The 16,801-nt window shown below is 63.6% G+C and carries 16 protein-coding genes; 9 read left to right on the forward strand and 7 right to left on the reverse strand.

What is annotated here, in order from left to right; genetic code table 11:
* The first annotated feature begins 193 nt into the window (after positions 1–193).
* The 3 genes from IVB40_RS21710 (at position 194) to IVB40_RS21720 (ending at position 3,757) form a co-directional block, all read left to right on the forward strand.
* A complete protein-coding gene (locus IVB40_RS21710; protein WP_247286654.1) occupies positions 194–1,933 on the forward strand; it encodes an ATP-binding protein in 1,740 nt (579 codons plus the stop codon).
* A 103-nt stretch (positions 1,934–2,036) separates the two neighbouring features.
* Complete coding sequence (locus IVB40_RS21715) at positions 2,037–2,615, forward strand: peroxidase-related enzyme (RefSeq protein ID WP_247816235.1); 579 nt, start codon at positions 2,037–2,039, stop codon at positions 2,613–2,615.
* A gap of 200 nt (positions 2,616–2,815) precedes the next feature.
* Positions 2,816–3,757: a hypothetical protein gene (locus IVB40_RS21720; RefSeq protein ID WP_247408129.1), complete on the forward strand. Its 942-nt coding sequence runs from the start codon at positions 2,816–2,818 to the stop codon at positions 3,755–3,757.
* Positions 3,758–3,774: 17 nt separating this feature from the next.
* Here the strand turns inward: IVB40_RS21720 and IVB40_RS21725 are convergent, their stop codons facing one another.
* Positions 3,775–3,918: a hypothetical protein gene (locus IVB40_RS21725; protein ID WP_247816236.1), complete on the reverse strand. Its 144-nt coding sequence runs from the start codon at positions 3,916–3,918 to the stop codon at positions 3,775–3,777.
* Between the two features lie 148 nt (positions 3,919–4,066).
* On the reverse strand, positions 4,067–4,690 hold the full coding sequence (locus IVB40_RS21730; protein ID WP_027569451.1) for a ParB-like protein: 624 nt from the start codon (positions 4,688–4,690) through the stop codon (positions 4,067–4,069).
* Between the two features lie 269 nt (positions 4,691–4,959).
* Between IVB40_RS21730 and IVB40_RS21735 the strand changes: the two genes are divergently transcribed.
* The 6 genes from IVB40_RS21735 (at position 4,960) to IVB40_RS21760 (ending at position 9,824) form a co-directional block, all read left to right on the forward strand.
* On the forward strand, positions 4,960–5,301 hold the full coding sequence (locus IVB40_RS21735) for a hypothetical protein (protein ID WP_247360403.1): 342 nt from the start codon (positions 4,960–4,962) through the stop codon (positions 5,299–5,301).
* Positions 5,302–5,535: 234 nt separating this feature from the next.
* A complete protein-coding gene (locus tag IVB40_RS21740; RefSeq protein WP_007592476.1) occupies positions 5,536–5,823 on the forward strand; it encodes an acyl carrier protein in 288 nt (95 codons plus the stop codon).
* Between the two features lie 10 nt (positions 5,824–5,833).
* Positions 5,834–6,304, forward strand: coding sequence for a 3-hydroxyacyl-ACP dehydratase FabZ family protein (locus IVB40_RS21745; protein ID WP_007608856.1), 471 nt, complete (start codon positions 5,834–5,836; stop codon positions 6,302–6,304).
* A complete protein-coding gene (locus IVB40_RS21750) occupies positions 6,301–7,506 on the forward strand; it encodes a beta-ketoacyl-ACP synthase (protein ID WP_247286660.1) in 1,206 nt (401 codons plus the stop codon). Before IVB40_RS21745 ends, IVB40_RS21750 begins: the two co-directional genes overlap by 4 nt.
* Positions 7,507–7,605: 99 nt before the next feature.
* Complete coding sequence (locus IVB40_RS21755; RefSeq protein ID WP_027569448.1) at positions 7,606–8,883, forward strand: beta-ketoacyl-ACP synthase; 1,278 nt, start codon at positions 7,606–7,608, stop codon at positions 8,881–8,883.
* Positions 8,884–8,891: 8 nt separating this feature from the next.
* Positions 8,892–9,824: a lipid A biosynthesis lauroyl acyltransferase gene (locus tag IVB40_RS21760; RefSeq protein ID WP_027569447.1), complete on the forward strand. Its 933-nt coding sequence runs from the start codon at positions 8,892–8,894 to the stop codon at positions 9,822–9,824.
* Positions 9,825–9,956: 132 nt separating this feature from the next.
* Here IVB40_RS21760 and IVB40_RS21765 read toward each other — a convergent pair whose 3' ends face one another.
* The 5 genes from IVB40_RS21765 to IVB40_RS21785 form a co-directional block, all read right to left on the reverse strand.
* On the reverse strand, positions 9,957–11,063 hold the full coding sequence (locus IVB40_RS21765; RefSeq protein ID WP_247816237.1) for a polyamine ABC transporter substrate-binding protein: 1,107 nt from the start codon (positions 11,061–11,063) through the stop codon (positions 9,957–9,959).
* Positions 11,064–11,066: 3 nt separating this feature from the next.
* Positions 11,067–12,245 (reverse strand): aminotransferase, encoded by a 1,179-nt coding sequence (locus tag IVB40_RS21770; RefSeq protein ID WP_027569445.1) that lies wholly within the window; start codon positions 12,243–12,245, stop codon positions 11,067–11,069.
* An 8-nt stretch (positions 12,246–12,253) separates the two neighbouring features.
* Positions 12,254–12,580 (reverse strand): rhodanese-like domain-containing protein, encoded by a 327-nt coding sequence (locus IVB40_RS21775; protein ID WP_015686918.1) that lies wholly within the window; start codon positions 12,578–12,580, stop codon positions 12,254–12,256.
* Positions 12,581–12,751: 171 nt separating this feature from the next.
* Positions 12,752–14,680, reverse strand: coding sequence for a potassium transporter Kup (locus IVB40_RS21780; RefSeq protein WP_247816238.1), 1,929 nt, complete (start codon positions 14,678–14,680; stop codon positions 12,752–12,754).
* A 140-nt stretch (positions 14,681–14,820) separates the two neighbouring features.
* Positions 14,821–16,719, reverse strand: a complete 1,899-nt coding sequence (locus tag IVB40_RS21785) for a potassium transporter Kup (protein ID WP_247433704.1) — start codon at positions 16,717–16,719, stop codon at positions 14,821–14,823.
* Between the last annotated feature and the right edge of the window lie 82 nt (positions 16,720–16,801).

Below are 16,801 nucleotides of genomic sequence, written 5' to 3' on the forward strand. Positions count from 1 at the left end.
GCCCTCAGGCCCGTCGGCCGGGAAAAAGCAGCATTTTCCGGGCGCTTCTGCCAGGGAATATGCATTGGGAACAAACTTCGCACCCGAATTGTCGCGGATTTAACGAAGCGCCGGCGCCTGCCGTTTAACCGTTTGTCCAGCGACGGCCGTGCATAGTCCGGGCAACCCGTTGCTCTTGCCAGGTTCATTCATTGTGACATCCTTTGGACGCGTGATTTCGGTTCGCGGATCGCTCGCCCGGGTCGGGCTACTGCCTGAAAGCCGGATGCCGGTCTCGGAAGTGCGGGCAACCGTCGGCCGCTTCGTCAGTATCCGCTGCGCCAGCTCGGTCATCGTCGCCATGATCACCGAGGTGTCCTGCGAGAACCTCTCGAGCAACGACGATTTGATCGCCATCGCCTCGGTCGACCTGCTCGGGGAAATTCTCAACGCCACCGGCAAGGCCAAATTCCAGCGCGGCGTCACCAACTATCCGACCATCGGCGATTCCGTCGACCTGATCACGAGCCAGGAGCTGCGCACGATCTACGCGCCCACCGGCTCCGACCAGATCAATGTCGGCTTCCTTCAGCAGGACAGCTCCGTCGTCGCCTATGTCGACATCGAGGAAATGCTCTCCAAACACTTTGCGGTGCTGGGATCGACCGGCGTCGGCAAATCGACCGGTGTGTCGCTGCTGCTCAACGAGATCCTCAAGGCACGCCCGAACCTGCGCATCTTCCTGCTCGATGTGCACAACGAATATGGCCGCTGCTTCGGCGACCGCGCGCTGGTGCTCAACCCGCGCAATTTGAAACTGCCATTCTGGCTGTTCAATTTCGAGGAAATCGTCGACGTGCTGTTCGGCGGCCGCGCCGGCGTGCCGGAGGAGCTCGACGTCCTCGCCGAGGTCATTCCCCTCGCCAAGGGCGTCTACACCCAGTACCAGAACGCCGACCGCATTGGCCTCAAGCGCATCGATCCCAAGCAGATCGGCTACACCGTCGATACACCGGTGCCCTATCGCCTGGTCGATCTGATGTCGCTGATTGACGAGCGCATGGGCAAGCTCGAGAACCGCTCCTCGCGCATCATCTATCACAAGCTGATCTCCCGCATCGAGGCGGTCCGCAACGACCCGCGCTACGCCTTCATGTTCGACAACGCCAATGTCGGCGGCGACACCATGGCGGAGGTGATCAGCCATCTGTTCCGCCTGCCGGCCAACGGCAAGCCGATGACGGTGATGCAGCTCGCCGGCTTCCCGGCCGAGGTCATCGATTCCGTCGTCTCGGTGCTCTGCCGCATGGCCTTCGACTTCGGCCTGTGGAGCGACGGCGTTTCACCGATGCTGTTCGTCTGCGAAGAGGCTCACCGCTACGCCTCCGCCGATCGCAATGTGGGCTTCGGGCCGACCCGCAAGGCGGTGTCGCGCATCGCCAAGGAAGGCCGCAAATACGGCGTCTATCTTGGCCTCATCACCCAGCGTCCGGCCGAGCTCGACGCGACCATCATCTCCCAGTGCAACACGCTGTTCACGATGCGTCTTGCCAACGAGCGCGACCAGGCCCTGCTGCGCGCCGCGGTGTCGGATGCGGCCGCGAATCTGCTTTCGTTCGTGCCCTCGCTCGGCACCCGCGAAGTGCTGGCATTCGGCGAAGGTGTCGCGCTGCCGACGCGGCTGCGCTTCAAGGAGGTGCCGCCGCATCAATTGCCGCGCGGCGAAGCCACCATCAGCAGCGTGCCGTCCGTCACCTCCGGCCACGACATGCATTTCGTCGGCGCCGTGCTCGAGCGCTGGCGCGGTGCCACCTCGCAGCGCGACGTGCCGAACGATCCGGTATTCTCGGCACCGCCCGCGAAGACGCTCTCCAACGTCGAAGCCCCGATGCTGCAACCGTCGATGGGGCTGGATCCGGACCGCTTCTCTCTGCTGAAGAAGCCGCTGCGATAAAGCAACGCTCGTTTTCCAGCTCCGGCATTGCGAGCCTGGCGTCACGTTGAGCATGGCGCCGGCATCGACTATGGTTGCCGGCCCCAAGCCGGAATCCATGACCATGACAAAGCCTGCGCAACGCTTCGCCGCTCCCGCCCTCGATGCGCTCCCTGACGACATCCGCACACGTCTCCTCGCCGTCCAGGAGAAGAGCGGCTTCGTGCCGAACGTGTTCTTGACGCTGGCCTACCGTCAGGACGAGTTCCGCGCCTTCTTCGCCTACCACGACGCACTGATGGAGAAGGACGGCGGCCTCACCAAGGCCGAGCGCGAGATGATCGTGGTCGCGACCTCGGCAGCCAATCAGTGCCAGTATTGCGTGATCGCGCATGGCGCGATCCTGCGCATCCGCGCCAAGAACCCGCTGATCGCCGACCAGATCGCCACGAACTACCGCAAGGCCGACATCACGCCGCGGCAAAAGGCGATGCTCGACTTCGCGATGAAGGTCTCGGCCGATGCGCAGCGGATTTCCGAGGACGATTTCACCGCGCTTGCGCCGCATGGCTTCAGCGACGACGACATCTGGGACATCGCCGCAATCTCCGCCTTCTTCGCACTGTCGAACCGGCTGGCGAATTTCACCGGCATGCGGCCGAATGACGAATTCTATCTGATGGGACGGCTGCCAAAGAAATGACCGACTGCCGCGAACGCGGAAGGAACGCATAGCCGACAAACGCAGTGGATGAGTTCCCGTTTGACGGGAACTCTGCGTTTTCGCAATCGCACACGTTTTATTAAGAATCTCACCCTCAACTAGCACAAACGCTTTGGCACAACTTGCGCAGTTTCCCTCACCGGAGATGCTGATGAGTCGTGCCTGTCGAGGGGCTTCTCATGAACGTGCGGGCATTTGTTATCGCGACCTGTATCGGCACGGCATTCTTCGCGGCCGGATACGCGTGGAACTATCAGCCCGAGATCATCAACGCAAACGAGATATGGAGCATGTTCGAATCGGAGCATGGCAAGGCGCGGGCTGCCGTGTTGCGCGTCCTCGTTGCGCCGAATTCAGCTCACTTCAACGGCCTGCGAACGATCGATACGGACCAGGCAAAATACGTATGCGGCTCCGTAAAGGCGATGGACAAGGAGAGGCAGTATGTCGAGGCCGCATTCGTTTACACCGTCGCGATCGATTTTGCCCGTATCGACGACGACGGCCGGATGACGTCGCAGCGGTCTCCTTACAAGCCCTGCCCAGACGCGGCCGATAACAAAATTGCCGACCAGAACACGCTGATATCCCCTAGCGCGCTGTCAATGATCAAGACCGTCGAAAAAATCATCCCCAAGTCCAGCGGCGGAACGATGGAACAACAGCTTGGCCAGCTCGCCGGACAGACAGCGGCGGTCGCGCCAGGTTCGGCGGTCCCGCGGAGATCGGCCGGCTCATCGGGTTCGGCAGCCTCAGCGGGGGCAGGATGGGCGCCAGCCGCGCAGCATTCAGGTTCGGGCGTGGAGGCGCGACAAGCAGATGAACTGACGTGGCGTGTCGACCAGCCGCCGGCCGCATGGCCGAATTTCCCCTCGGACCATCCGCTGGCGAAATCGGCGCAGAAGCGGACGAGCGCCGAGGCCCTGGCTTTTGCAAGAGATGTCGAGGCTCGCTGGGAAGACGCCAAATCGTCCGGAGTTCCGGCCAAGCGTCCTCCGCCTGAGGAGATCAAGGAAGCATGCCGCGCGCTACTTACGATCGATCCCACGGACAAGGATTATCCGCGGGCCTGGGCCGCCTTTGTGCGGCTGCGCAAAATCGATCGCGACGCTGCTGGTTGAACTGGCGGGGATCTGTCCTAGCGCTTCGCCATCAGCTCGAGCGCCGGGGCAAAGCGCTCGGAAAACGTCAACGTCTTGGCATGGTGTACTGCGGCAAACGATGCCGATATCCCGGCTGAAGCGACCACGAGCAGGGCAACGGCGAAAACCAGACAGCGCATTTCGGCCTCCTGTGTGAGCTCGACAACCCACAGATGGCACGGCTTTGTTTCAGCACCGCTTCGTGCGGACGGAAGATGGTTTCGCTCAAGAGGCTGTGATCAGATCCAGTTTGCGGAGCCGCATGCCGTACTGACGTGAGCGTTGCGCCTAATCATCGTCAGCCGGACCGCACCAGCCGGGCAGATAGATCGCGTCCTTGCTCTTGGCTGAGGACATCGCCTTCTCGAGCGCCTTGTCAAAATTGGCGTCCACAGCCTTGCGCGACAGCTTTCGGCGCAGATAATCCGCCCACAGGAATTCGGAGAACGGCGTGGTGTCCTTGGCGAAGCCGCCCATGCGGCGCAGCTCGCCGGCAAGGCTCCGGAAGGGATCGTCCTTGAGAGCGACGACGGATTTCGGCAAATCGCGGAACGGGCGCCGTTCGCCCTTGGCGTCGTAAGGGTAAACCCAGCGCTTGTTGTCCATCACGCCCCAGAACGCTTCGCGCTCCACCATCCTGAGGTCGCCGACGATGGTGACCAGCACCTCCTTGACGCCCTCGTCGTGCAGAGCGCGACCGAGATGATGATGGTCAATCACGTAATAGCGCTCGTCGGGGCCATGCACGACGGGGATCATATGCTTGCCGAGCAGATCGGCCTGCTTTTTCTTGTCGTGCTCGCGCCAGCGCTTGCGCTTCTCCTTGACCTCGCGCATCCCGACCGTCATCTGCGTCGGCCGCAGCGACAGGATCGACACCGGATGCACTCTCGGTTCGCGCGTATTGGTCATGGTTGAGAGCCCTTCACATGGTTGCAGCTGCGTGATCAGGTTCCCTGGACTATGCCATGGGCATTGCGCCGGCAATGCATTCGGCTGGGCGGAGATTATTGCATTGCACCCTCTGCAGGCCCGGAACGACCACGGTTCCACGGTCCTTCGTTTCGCAACCCTGCTAGATAGTGCGACGCGCAATGCACGTGCTCGTTGAGAAGATTTTCTGCAACGTGTTCACCACGTATGCTATCTAAAAATCGCTGCTTCGGAGTGATCCCTGCACCATGACAACCCAGCGGCCCATAAGCTCGGATGACGAGCACCGGGTGCTCCAGTTCAGGCCGCGCACCTCGCCTTCCCCGACGGGCTACCGCGGCAACGCTAGCGTGCAGCAGTTGCGCGTCGCGCCCGAGCCGCTCGACCTGTCGCGCTACGAGCAGCCCCGCACTGAACCGGACGATTTCCGCCATCGCATGCTCGCGAATATCGCGGCGCTGGCCTTCACCATCGCACTGACCGCGATCGGGATCTGGCTCGCGGTGAGCATCGCCGACCTGCGCCGGACCCAGGATTGCGTGCTGATGGGCCGCCGCGACTGCGTCAAGATCACGACGCCGCACATCTAAGGCAAGACGTCTGGCGAGGCCCGCCGACGGTCCTTCGGCCGAAGCGGCTCAGCCGGGGCGTCCCCAGCCCTGTCCCCACACCCGCCGGCTCCATTGAACTCAGGGCGGCGCTCCGATATACGGGCTTTCGACCCGGCCAGAGGGGGGTTGAGGGCGTCATCGGGGCGCGATGCCCACCCACCGTTCCACTCTGGAAAATCTGACAAACATCTGCAATATATCAAAGGCTTAGTGATGTCCTCCACATTCGATCAGGTCGCTACGATCATCGCTGAAACCTGCGACATCCCGCGCGACACGATCACGCCGGATAGCCATGCCATCGATGACCTCGGCATCGACAGCCTCGATTTCCTGGACATCGCGTTCGCGATCGACAAGCAGTTCGGTATCAAGCTGCCGCTGGAAAAGTGGACCCAAGAGGTCAACGACGGCAAAGCCACCACCGAGCAGTATTTCGTGCTGAAAAACCTGTGCGCCCGCATCGACGAACTGGTTGCGGCCAAGGGCGCGAGCGCCTAAGCGCGCGGTCATGCAACTCGAATACTTCCACATGATAGATCGCGTCGTCGACCTCAACGTCGACGCGAAGACGATTGTCGTCGAGGCTCAGGTCCCGATGGAGAGCACCATCTTCGAGGGGCACTTCCCGGGCTATCCCCTGATGCCCGGCGTGCTCCTGATCGAATCGATGGCGCAGGCCTCTGGCTGGCTTCAGCTTGGCGTGCTCAAATTCGAGCGCATGCCGATCCTGGCTGCCGTTAAGGAGGCCAAGGTCCGCGGCTCGGTCTTCCCCGGCGATCTCATGAGCATCGAGGCGAGCCTGGCCCATCAGGGCTCGGGCTACGCCGTGACCGAAGCCAAGATCAAGGTCGGCGGCAAGCTGCGCGCGAATTCGACGCTGACCTTCACGCAGATTCCCTTTCCCCATGCGGATATGCGCGCCCACATGGACGCGGTCGCCAAACGCGTCGGCTTTCCGCAACAGGCCGTATCGCCATGACCGAGACTGCTTCGAAGCCCGCCCAGACGGAAGTCTGGATCACCGGCATTGGCCTGGCCACCTCGCTCGGCGAGGGCCTGGACGCCAACTGGGCCGCGCTTCAGGAGAAGCGCATCAATGTCGACGAGAAGGGCTTTGCGCCCTACATCGTGCACCCCCTGACGCCGGTTACCTTTGACAGCCAGATCCCGAAGAAGGGCGACCAGCGCCAGATGGAAGCCTGGCAGCGCATCGGCACCTATGCGGCCGGGCTTGCGCTCGACTCCGCCGGGATCAAGGGCAACAAGGATATCCTGTCGAAGATCGACATGGTCGTCGCCGCCGGCGGCGGCGAGCGCGATCTCAACGTCGACACCGGCGTGCTCACGGCCGAGGCCAAGGGTGCCAACGCGCCCGGCTTCCTCAACGAGCGGCTGATGAGCGATCTCAGGCCGACGCTGTTCCTGGCCCAGCTCTCCAACCTGCTCGCCGGCAACATCGCCATCGTGCATGGCATTGGCGGCACCTCGCGCACCTTCATGGGTGAAGAGGTTGCCGGCGCCGATGCCGCCCGCATTGCATTGTCGCGCATCGCCTCGGGCGAGAGCGACATCGCGCTGATCGGCGGCTCGCACAATGGCGAGCGCAAGGACCTGATGGTCCTCTACGAATTCGGCGACTTCAATCTCAAGGACAAGTTCGCACCCGTGTGGGCGCGCGAGGACAACGCCGGCTTCGCGCTCGGCTCGGCTGGCGCGTTTCTGGTGCTGGAGTCCAAGGCGCATGCGGAAGCGCGCGGTGCCAAGCCGTTCGCGAAGCTGTCGAGCGTCGTCGCCGACCTCGCCCGGCGCAAGACCCCCGGCGACATGGCCGCGACGCTGGAGAAGCTTTGGGCAAAGTTGCCGAAGCGCGACGGCAAGGGCGCGATCATATCCGGTGCGACCGGCGCTGAGCCGGCGACATCGGAAGAGCGCGGCTTCCTGAAGGGCCACGCCGAGTTCCCGGTGCGCTCGACCGGCACGATGTTCGGCCACACCATGGAGACGCAATTCCCGCTCGGTATCGCGCTCGCCGCGCTGTCGATCTCTCGCGGCGCGCTGTTTCCGCCGAACGATTCCACGGGCACCGAGATTGAAATGCAGGGAGCGCCCACCCAGATTGTGGTGGTGGGGGCCGGACACTGGCGCGGCGAAGGCATGGCGCTGGTCGAGGCAGTAAGCTAGAGCGCGTTGCGCTTTGGCAGGTTATTGTTTGGGCATGATCTTCTCGGAAAATCGCGTCACGCTTTTTCGGATCATGCTCCAGCTCAAGCGGGGATCGACATGACTGCACCACGCGACAAACTCGGGCGTCCCGTCGTCGTCGTCACCGGCATGGGCATCATGACCTCGCTCGGCAACGGCAAGACCGACAATTGGGCGAAGCTTGTCGCCGGCGAATCCGGCATCCGCACCATCACGCGCTTTCCAGTCGACGGCCTGAAAACCACGATGGCCGGCACGGTGGATTTCGTCAGCGTCGATCCGTTCTCCTCCACCGGCCTGTCCGAGCGGATGGCCGAACTGGTGACGCAGGAAGCGCTGGACCAGGCCGGCATCGGCGCCAAGGCGGATTTCCCGGGCCCTCTCTTCCTTGCGGTCGCACCTGTCGAAGTCGAATGGCCGCAGCGCCGCGAACTTGGCCGCGCGGTCGGTAAGCTCGACTTCAATTACGACGATCTGCTGCGCATCTCCGGTGGCGGCAAGTACAGCGCCTATCACCACCGCTTCATGTTCGGTTCGGTCGCGGCCTACCTCGCCGAGACCTTCGGCACCAAGGGCTCGCCGATCTCGTTGTCGACGGCCTGCGCCTCGGGCGCGACCTCGATCCAGCTCGGTGTCGAGGCGATCCGCCGCGGCGAAACCGATGCCGCGCTGTGCGTGGCGACCGACGGCACCGTAAATCCGGAGGCGCTGGTGCGCTTCTCGCTGCTCTCGGCGCTGTCGACCCAGAACGATCCGCCGCAGGCGGCCTCCCGTCCCTTCTCCAAGAACCGCGACGGTTTTGTCATGGCCGAAGGCGCAGGTGCGCTGGTGCTCGAAAGCTATGAAGCCGCCACCGCGCGCGGCGCAAAAATTCTCGGCGTGATCGCCGGCTGCGGCGAGCTCACCGATTCCTTCCATCGCACCCGCTCCTCGCCCGACGGCAAGCCGATCATCGGCTGCATGAACAAGACGCTGGCCGATGCCGGCATGACGCCGGACCAGATCGACCACATCAACGCGCACGGCACCGCGACGCCCGAGAACGACAAGATGGAGTACAATACGACATCGGCCGTGTTCGGCGATCTCGTCTCGAAGATTCCGGTCACCTCCAACAAGTCGATGGTCGGCCACACCATCTCGGCCGCCGGCGCGGTCGAGGCAATCTTCTCGCTGCTCACGCTCGAACATCAGCGCATCCCGCCGACGATCAACTACGACAATCCGGATCCCACGATCCTGTTCGACGTCGTCGGCAACAAGGCACGCGATGCCCGCGTCACCGCGGTGATGTCGAACTCGTTCGGCTTCGGCGGCCAGAACGCCTCGCTGATCCTGACCCGCGAACCGGCCTGACCGGACGCATGGCGCTGCTTCCTGCGAGGACGAAGGCCCGCGCGCGGGAGACGGCCAAGTCGATCGGTGGAGGGCTGATCGGCGCCGCCACCGTCGGCATGTTGCGCACCACGCGCTATTTCGATCCGGTCAAGACCTCGGACTTTTTCGCGCGCGTCACCAAGACGATCGGTCCGCGCCTGCGCGAGCACCGCATCGGCCGCGCCAACCTCAGCGCGGCCTTTCCGGAGAAATCGCCCGAAGAGATCGAAAGCATCCTGATGGGCGTGTGGGACAATCTCGGTCGCGTCGGCGCCGAATTCGCCCATATGGACCACGTCTGGGACTACGACCGCGCCCATCCGGAAAACAGCCGGATCGAACTGCCCAGCCGCAGCATCGAGCTGTTCGACCGGATCCGCGACGACGGCAAGCCGGCGCTGATCTTCGCCGCGCATCTCGCCAACTGGGAATTGCCGGCGCTCGCCGCGGTCGCGCATGGGCTGGATACGGCGATCCTCTACCGCCGCCCCAATATCGCCTCCGCCGACCGCATCATCCAGGAGATGCGCCAGGTCAACATGGGCACGCTGATCCCGGCGGGGCGCGACGCGCCGCTGCGGCTCGCGCAGGCGCTCAAGGACGGCAAGCACGTCGCGATGCTGATCGACCAGTATCTGACCGGCGGCGTCGAGGTCACCTTCTTCGGCCGCAAGACCCGCGCCAATCCGATGCTGGCACGCCTGTTGCGCCAGGTCGAATGCCCGATCCACGGCGTCCGCGTCATCCGCCTGCCCGGCGGCCGCTTCACCGCCGAGATCACCGAAGAGGTCCAGCCGGTGCGCGACGCCGACGGCAAGATCGACATCCAGGGCACCACCCAGGCGATCACGAGCGTGGTGGAAGGCTGGGTCCGCGAGCATCCCGAGCAGTGGCTGTGGCTGCACCGCAGGTGGCGGTAATCTTGTTCCGTCATTGCGAGCGACTTGTCCGCCGTAGCTCGAAGAGCGAAGGCGGAAGCGAGCAATCCAGAATCCTCCCGCGGAAAGATTCTGATTGGTTCGTCGCTTCGCTCCTCGCAATGATGGGCGCGATTACCTTCCCGTCTTCACCCTGGTCCACAGCCGATTGATGACCCGCTGGGTCGCCGGCTCACGCGCCGTGATGACGAACAGCTTTGCGAGCATCGCCTCGTCCGGATAGATGTTCTTGTCGTTCAGAATTTTCGGGTCGACCAGCTTCTGGCTGGCGAGGTTGCCGTTGGCGTAGGACAGGAAGTCCGTATTCTTGGCGGCCACGTCCGGACGGTAGAGATAGTTGATCAGCTCGTAGGCTTCCTTGACGTTCCTGGCATCCGCAGGGATTGCGAGATTGTCGAAGAACATCTGCGCGCCCTCCTTCGGGATGGCGTAGCCGATCTCGATGCCGCTTTTGACTTCGGCAGCGCGGGCGCGGGCCTGCATGATGTCGCCGGACCAGCCGACCACGAAACAGATCTCGCCGGTGGCGAGCGCGCTTAGATATTCGGACGAATGAAACTTGCGCACGGCAGGCCGCACCTTGGCCACGACATCGGCGGCCTTGTCGAGGTCGGCCTGCTTGGTCGAGTTCGGATCGAGCCCGAGATAGTTCAACGCCGCCGGGAAGATGTCGTCGGCGGAATCCAGCATGTGGACGCCGCAGTCTTTGAATTTCGCGAGATTCTCCGGCTTGAACACGATGTCCCAGCTGTCGATTTTCGCATCAGCTCCGAGAATCTGCTTCAGCTTGGCGACGTTGTAGCCGATGCCCGTCGTGCCCCACATGTAATTGGCGGCGTAGACATTGCCGGGGTCGTAGATCGCGAGACGTTCAGTCACCACCGGCCAGGCATTGGCCAGGTTCGGCAGCTTCGACTTGTCGAGCTTCTGGAAGATGTTGGCCTTGATCTGGCGCTGAAGGAAATAGGCGGTGGGCACCACGACGTCATAGCCGGACTTGCCGGCCATCAAGCGCGTCTCCAGCGTCTCGTTGGCGTCAAACGTGTCGTAGACCACCTTGATACCGGTCTCCCTGGTGAAGGCCTCGAGGACGTCGGGCGCCACGTAGTTCGACCAATTGTAGAAGTTGACGACCCGCTCCTCGGCCCCGGCGGGAGCGGAGAGCAACGTCAGCGCGGCGGCGATCGCGAGGCCAAAACCAAAGCGGCTGACGATCGTCATCTGCTACCTCTTGCGCCCGCGCACCGCGTCCGACAGCCGCTCCAGCGCGGTGTCGAGCGTCTCGTCCTTCTTGGCAAAGCAGAAGCGCACCACCGAGGTCACAGGGTCCTGCTCGTAGAAGGCCGACACCGGGATTGCCGCGACCTTGTAGTCCTTCACGATCCGCCAGCAGAACTCGGTGTCGCTCTCGTTCAGCCCGAGCGGGGACAGGTCGACGGTGAGGAAGTAGGTTCCCTGCGACTTCAGCACCGGGAAGCCGAGGCTCTCCAGTCCCTTGGCAAGGCGGTCCCTGCTCCGCGCCAGGTCCTTGCGCATCGACAGGAAATACTCGTCCGGCTTGCCGAGCCCGTAGGCGACGGCGGCCTGGAGGTTCGGCGCGGTGGTAAAGGTCAGGAACTGGTGCACCTTGGCGGCAACGCGCAGCAACGGCGGCGCGGCGCAGACGAAGCCGATCTTCCAGCCCGTCAGGGAGAAGATCTTGCCGGCCGAGCCGACCTTGATGGTGCGGTCGCGCATGCCGGGGATGGTGATCAGCGGGATGTGCTTGTGCTCGTCGAAGGTGACGTGCTCCCAGACCTCGTCGCAGATCGCGATGACGTCGAACTCCTGGCAGTAGCGCGCCAAAAGCTCGAGGTCCTCGCGCGGAAACACCACCGCGGACGGATTCAGGGGATTGTTGAAGAGCACCGCCTTGGTCTTTGAATTGAAGACGCTTTTCAGCATGTCCTCATTCAGCCGCCAATGCGGCGGCTCGAGCCGGACCAGGCGCGGAATGCCGCCGGCCTGACGGATGATCGGCAGATAGGAATCGTACACCGGCTGGAAGCACACCACCTCGTCACCGGGCTGGACGACGGCGAGGATGGCCGAGGTCAGCGCCTCGGTGCCGCCGGAGGTCACCATCACCTCGCTCATCGGATCGAGCTCAAGGCCGTGCCAGTGGCCGTAATGGCTCGCGATCGCCTGGCGCAGCTCCGGCAGGCCCATCATCGACGGGTACTGGTTGTAGCCGTTCAGCGAGGCCTCGGCTGCGGCGCGGCGGATGTCTTCGGGGCCGGGATCGTCGGGAAAGCCCTGGCCGAGATTGATGGCGGCATTGTCGCGCGCGGCCTGCGACATCGCCTCGAAGATGGTGACGGGAAGGTCCGCGAAGACCTTGTTGAGGGACGAGCTCTTGGACATCGGCGGGGTCAGCCGCCGACCTTGCTGGGAAGACCCGCCGCCTTCCAGCCCAGCATGCCGCCGGCCAGATGCTTGTCGTAGGGCAGGCCTGCGGCCTGCGCTGCCAGCGAGGCCGTCACCGAACGCTTGCCCGAGCGGCAGGCGAACACGACCTCCTTGCCGGCGGGATCGGGGATCGCCTTGGGATCGAAGGTCGAGAGCGGCACGACCACGCCGTAGGGATAAGCCTCGGCCTCGACCTCGTTCGGCTCGCGCACGTCGACGAGGAGATAGCGCCCTTCCGCGACACCCTTGGAGACCTCGTCCGGGGTCAGATCCTGTACTTGATTTGCCACATCATCCTCCAACGTCGCGGGCCGCTGCCGGGGCGATCCCGGCGGCCGGCAACCTCGCCTCTCGGCCGGTGAAAATCAAGCGCTACAAAGGCTTGAGCTGCCTTGCGCAAGTTAAAGCTAAATCGCAGCGACTTGAAGCGCGACCTTCCAACGGAGGATCAGATCGTCACTTTAGATGGTGACCTGGGTGCCGACCTCGACGACGCGGCCGGAGGGGATCTGGAAATAGTCGGTGGCGTCGTTGGCGGAACGGCTGAGCGAGATGAACAGCCGGTCCTGCCAGCGCGGCATGCCGGAATGGGCGGCCGGTTTGAGCGCCCTCCGCGACAGGAAGAACGAGGTCGACATGATGTCGAACTGCCAGCCGAGCTTGCGGGCGATCGCCAGCGCCTTCGGCACGTTGGGCGATTCCATGAAGCCGAACTTCAGCGTCACCTTGGAGAAGGTCGGCGAGATTTGTTCCAGCTTCACCCGCTCGGCCGGATCGATGCGCGGGGTCTGTGCGGTCTCGATCGTGAGAATGACGTTCTTCTCGTGCAGCACCTTGTAGTGCTTCAGACTATGCATCAGCGCGGTCGGCGCGCTGAGGGGATCGCTGGTCAGGAATACCGCGGTGCCGGGCACGCGCTGCGGCGGCCGCTTCTCCAGCATCGCCACGAGGTCGGCGAGCGGGAATTCGAGCTTGCGCGACTTCTCGAACAGCAGCCGGCTGCCGCGCCGCCACGTGTACATCAGCATGATCATGACTGCGCCGAGCGCCAGGGGCACCCAGCCGCCTTCGAACACCTTGAGCAGATTGGCGGCGAGAAAAGTCAGATCGAGGAACAGGAACGGCGCGATCAGGGCGGCGGCCGTGAACGGCGACCATTTCCAGACCTTCCAGATCACCACAAAACCCATCATCGCCGTGACCACCATGGTGCCGGTGACCGAGATGCCATAGGCCGATGCCAGCGCGGTGGAAGAGCGGAACAGCAGCACCAGCAGGACCACCGCTACCAGCAGGAGCTGGTTGATGCGCGGGATGAAGATCTGGCCCGAATGGGCTTCAGAGGTATGGCGAATTTCAAAGCGCGGCAACAGACCGAGCTGGATCGCCTGGCGCGTCAGCGAATAGGCACCGGTGATGACCGCCTGGCTTGCGATGACTGTTGCGGCGGTCGCCAGCACGACCATGCAGCCGCGGAAAAAACCTTGCGGGAAGAGCTGAAAGAACGGGCTGACGATCGCGCCGGGATCGCCGAGCACGAGGGCGCCCTGCCCCAGATAGTTCAATGCCAGCGACGGCACCACGATGAACAGCCAGGCGGTCTGGATCGGCCGCTTGCCGAAATGGCCGAGGTCGGCATAGAGCGCCTCGGCACCGGTGACCGCCAGAAACACCGCGCCGAGCGTCACGAACCCGATGATGCCATGGTGGATCATGAAGGATACGGCGTAGAGCGGGTTCAGCGCCAACAGCACCTGCGGCTGCTGGATGATCGGGTGGATCGCCGCGGTCGCGATCACGGCGAACCAGACGCACATGATCGGGCCGAAGAAGGCGGCGACGCGAGCGGTACCACGGGACTGCACGGCAAACAGACCGACCAGGATGATCACGGTCAGCGGTACGATGTAGGGCTCGAAGTGCAGGGTGACGTCCTTCATGCCTTCGATCGCCGACAGCACCGAGAGCGCCGGCGTGATCACGGCGTCGCCGTAGAACAGGGCGCCGGAAATGATGCCGAGCAGGACGATGGTTGTTCCGCGGGTGCCGACTGCGCGCTGGGCCAGCGCCATCAGCGCCAGCGTGCCGCCCTCGCCGTTGTTGTCGGCGCGGAGCAGGATCACGACGTATTTGAGCGTCACCACGATGATGAGCGCCCACAGGATCAGGGAGAGCACGCCGAGCACGGCCGCCGGCGTCGGCAGCCCCTCCGCGCCAGAAGCCGCCATGACCGCCTCGCGGAACGCGTAGAGCGGGCTGGTGCCGATGTCGCCGTAGACGACGCCGATGCTGCCGAGTGTCAGCGCACCGAAACCGGCGGTGGTGTGGGCATCGCCATGCCCATTGGCCGCCGCCGTTTCCGGGGCGGAAATCGCTACATCACTTGTCATGGGAGAGCCTGATGGCCTCTGAAAATGCTTCACTGCACAACGGCAGAAGGGCGCGCGGCTTATAGGCCTGCGCTACCGGCATAGCCTAACCCGATTTTGGGCCCTAGACATGCAATTTTGCATGCCTTCGCCATCGCGGCTTAGATGGTGACTTGGGTTCCGACTTCAACCACCCGCCCGGTGGGAATCTGGAAATAGTCGGTGGCGTCGTTGGCGGACCGGCTCAGCGCTATGAACAAATGATCCTGCCAAAGCGGCATGCCGGATTGCGCCGACGCCTTCAGCGAGCGCCGCGACACGAAGAACGAGGTCGACATGATGTCGAACTGCCAGCCCTGCTTGCGCGCGATCGCAAGCGCCTTGGGCACGTTTGGCTGCTCCATGTAACCGAAGCGCAAGCGGACCTTGAAGAACTTGTCGCTGATCTTCTCCATCCGGAAACGCTCCGACAGATCGACCCGCGGCGTATGCGCGGTCTCGATGGTCAGAACCACGTTGTGCTCGTGCAGCACCTTGTTGTGCTTGAGATTGTGCAGCAGCGCGGTCGGCACGAAGGAGGGATCGCTGGTCAGGAACACCGCGGTGCCCTTGACGATGTGCGGCGGCCGCTTCTCCAGGCTCCGGATCAGATCGTCCAGCGGCACCTCGATGCGGCGCGTTTTCTGGATCAGGATCCCGGACCCTCGTCGCCAGGTCCAGATTGTCCCGGCCATGATCACGCCGAACAGCAGCGGCACCCAGGCGCCTTCGAGCAGCTTCAGGAGGTTCGCGCTGAAGAAGCTGATGTCGACCACGACGAAGGGCAGGATCACCGCTGCGGCCGTCGCCGCGCGCCAGTTCCACAATTTCCAGATCACGATGAAGCCCATGATGCCGTCAGCAACCATGGTGGTGGAGACCGCAATACCGTAGGCGGAAGCCAGATTGCTGGGCGTGTGGAACAACAGCACCAGCAGCATCACACCGATCAGGAGCAGCCGGTTTACACGCGGCAGATAGATCTGGCCGGCATGAGTTTCCGAGGTGAAGCGCACCTCGAAGCGCGGCAGGAGGCCGAGCTGCACTGCCTGATAGACCAGCGAATAGGCCCCTGTGATCACCGCCTGGCTCGCGATCACGGTCGCCGCGGTCGCAAGTCCGACCAGCGGCAGCACGAAATGCTCGGGCACCATGCGATAGAAGGAGTGTTCGATCGCGCTGGGATCCGACAGCACCAGTGCGCCCTGCCCGAAATAGTTGATCAGGAGCGCAGGCAGCACGAAGAACATCCAGGCCGACTGGATCGGCTTGCGGCCGAAATGGCCGAGGTCTGCGTAAAGCGCCTCGCCGCCGGTCACCGCGAGGAACACCGCACCCAGTGTCACCAAGCCGATCGTGCCGTGCGACAGCAGGAATTCCAGCGCGTAATAGGGATTGATTGCTGCCAGCACCGACGGATCGTCGGCGATGTGAACGGCGCCCAACACGGCAAGGACGGTGAACCAGACGACCATCACCGGCCCGAAAGCCGAGGCGACCAGCGCCGTCCCCTTGCTCTGGACCGCGAACAGCAGCGCCAGGATGAGAACGGTCAGGGGAACGACGTAGTGCTCGAAGGCGGGTGTTGCGAGCTTCAGACCCTCGACCGCCGACAGCACCGAGATCGCCGGCGTGATCATGGAATCGCCGATGAACATGGAGGCGCCGACCACGCCAAGCGCCGTCAGGAACCAGCTCCGCCGCCCGAGCGCGCGCTGACCGAGCGCCATGAGGGAAAGCGTGCCGCCCTCCCCGTTGTTGTCGGCGCGCAGCAGCAGCAGAACGTATTTGGCGGTGACGACGATCAGCAGCGCCCAGAGGATCAGCGAGAGCACGCCGAGCACCATGACCCGCGAGACCGGCTGACCGTGGGCCGCGCCCCTGACTGCCTCGTGGAATGCGTAGAGCGGCGACGTGCCGATGTCGCCGAAGACGACGCCGATGCTCCCGAGCGTCAGGCCCCAGAAACCCGAGCTGACCGGTCCGTCCGGAGCTTCGGTCGATGTGATGCTCGCCGTCATATGAAACTGGAACGCTTTTGCCCGAGAATTGATCCGGCGCCTTTTGACGGTTCCGGCGCCCCTGTCAATCGGCACATCACCA

Source organism: Bradyrhizobium sp. 40 (assembly GCF_023100925.1).
Lineage (GTDB): Bacteria > Pseudomonadota > Alphaproteobacteria > Rhizobiales > Xanthobacteraceae > Bradyrhizobium.

Bases quoted from the DNA above. Each gene is read 5' to 3' on its own strand.
- IVB40_RS21735 (WP_247360403.1), top strand. From the start codon at position 4,960: ATGACAACCCAGCGGCCCATAAGCTCGGATGACGAGCACCGGGTGCTC.
- IVB40_RS21780 (WP_247816238.1), bottom strand. From the start codon at position 14,680: ATGACAAGTGATGTAGCGATTTCCGCCCCGGAAACGGCGGCGGCCAAT.
- IVB40_RS21715 (WP_247816235.1), top strand. From the start codon at position 2,037: ATGACAAAGCCTGCGCAACGCTTCGCCGCTCCCGCCCTCGATGCGCTC.
- IVB40_RS21760 (WP_027569447.1), top strand. From the start codon at position 8,892: ATGGCGCTGCTTCCTGCGAGGACGAAGGCCCGCGCGCGGGAGACGGCC.
- IVB40_RS21785 (WP_247433704.1), bottom strand. From the start codon at position 16,719: ATGACGGCGAGCATCACATCGACCGAAGCTCCGGACGGACCGGTCAGC.
- IVB40_RS21725 (WP_247816236.1), bottom strand. From the start codon at position 3,918: ATGCGCTGTCTGGTTTTCGCCGTTGCCCTGCTCGTGGTCGCTTCAGCC.
- IVB40_RS21765 (WP_247816237.1), bottom strand. From the start codon at position 11,063: ATGACGATCGTCAGCCGCTTTGGTTTTGGCCTCGCGATCGCCGCCGCG.
- IVB40_RS21730 (WP_027569451.1), bottom strand. From the start codon at position 4,690: ATGACCAATACGCGCGAACCGAGAGTGCATCCGGTGTCGATCCTGTCG.
- IVB40_RS21740 (WP_007592476.1), top strand. From the start codon at position 5,536: ATGTCCTCCACATTCGATCAGGTCGCTACGATCATCGCTGAAACCTGC.
- IVB40_RS21720 (WP_247408129.1), top strand. From the start codon at position 2,816: ATGAACGTGCGGGCATTTGTTATCGCGACCTGTATCGGCACGGCATTC.
- IVB40_RS21770 (WP_027569445.1), bottom strand. From the start codon at position 12,245: ATGTCCAAGAGCTCGTCCCTCAACAAGGTCTTCGCGGACCTTCCCGTC.
- IVB40_RS21750 (WP_247286660.1), top strand. From the start codon at position 6,301: ATGACCGAGACTGCTTCGAAGCCCGCCCAGACGGAAGTCTGGATCACC.
- IVB40_RS21755 (WP_027569448.1), top strand. From the start codon at position 7,606: ATGACTGCACCACGCGACAAACTCGGGCGTCCCGTCGTCGTCGTCACC.
- IVB40_RS21745 (WP_007608856.1), top strand. From the start codon at position 5,834: ATGCAACTCGAATACTTCCACATGATAGATCGCGTCGTCGACCTCAAC.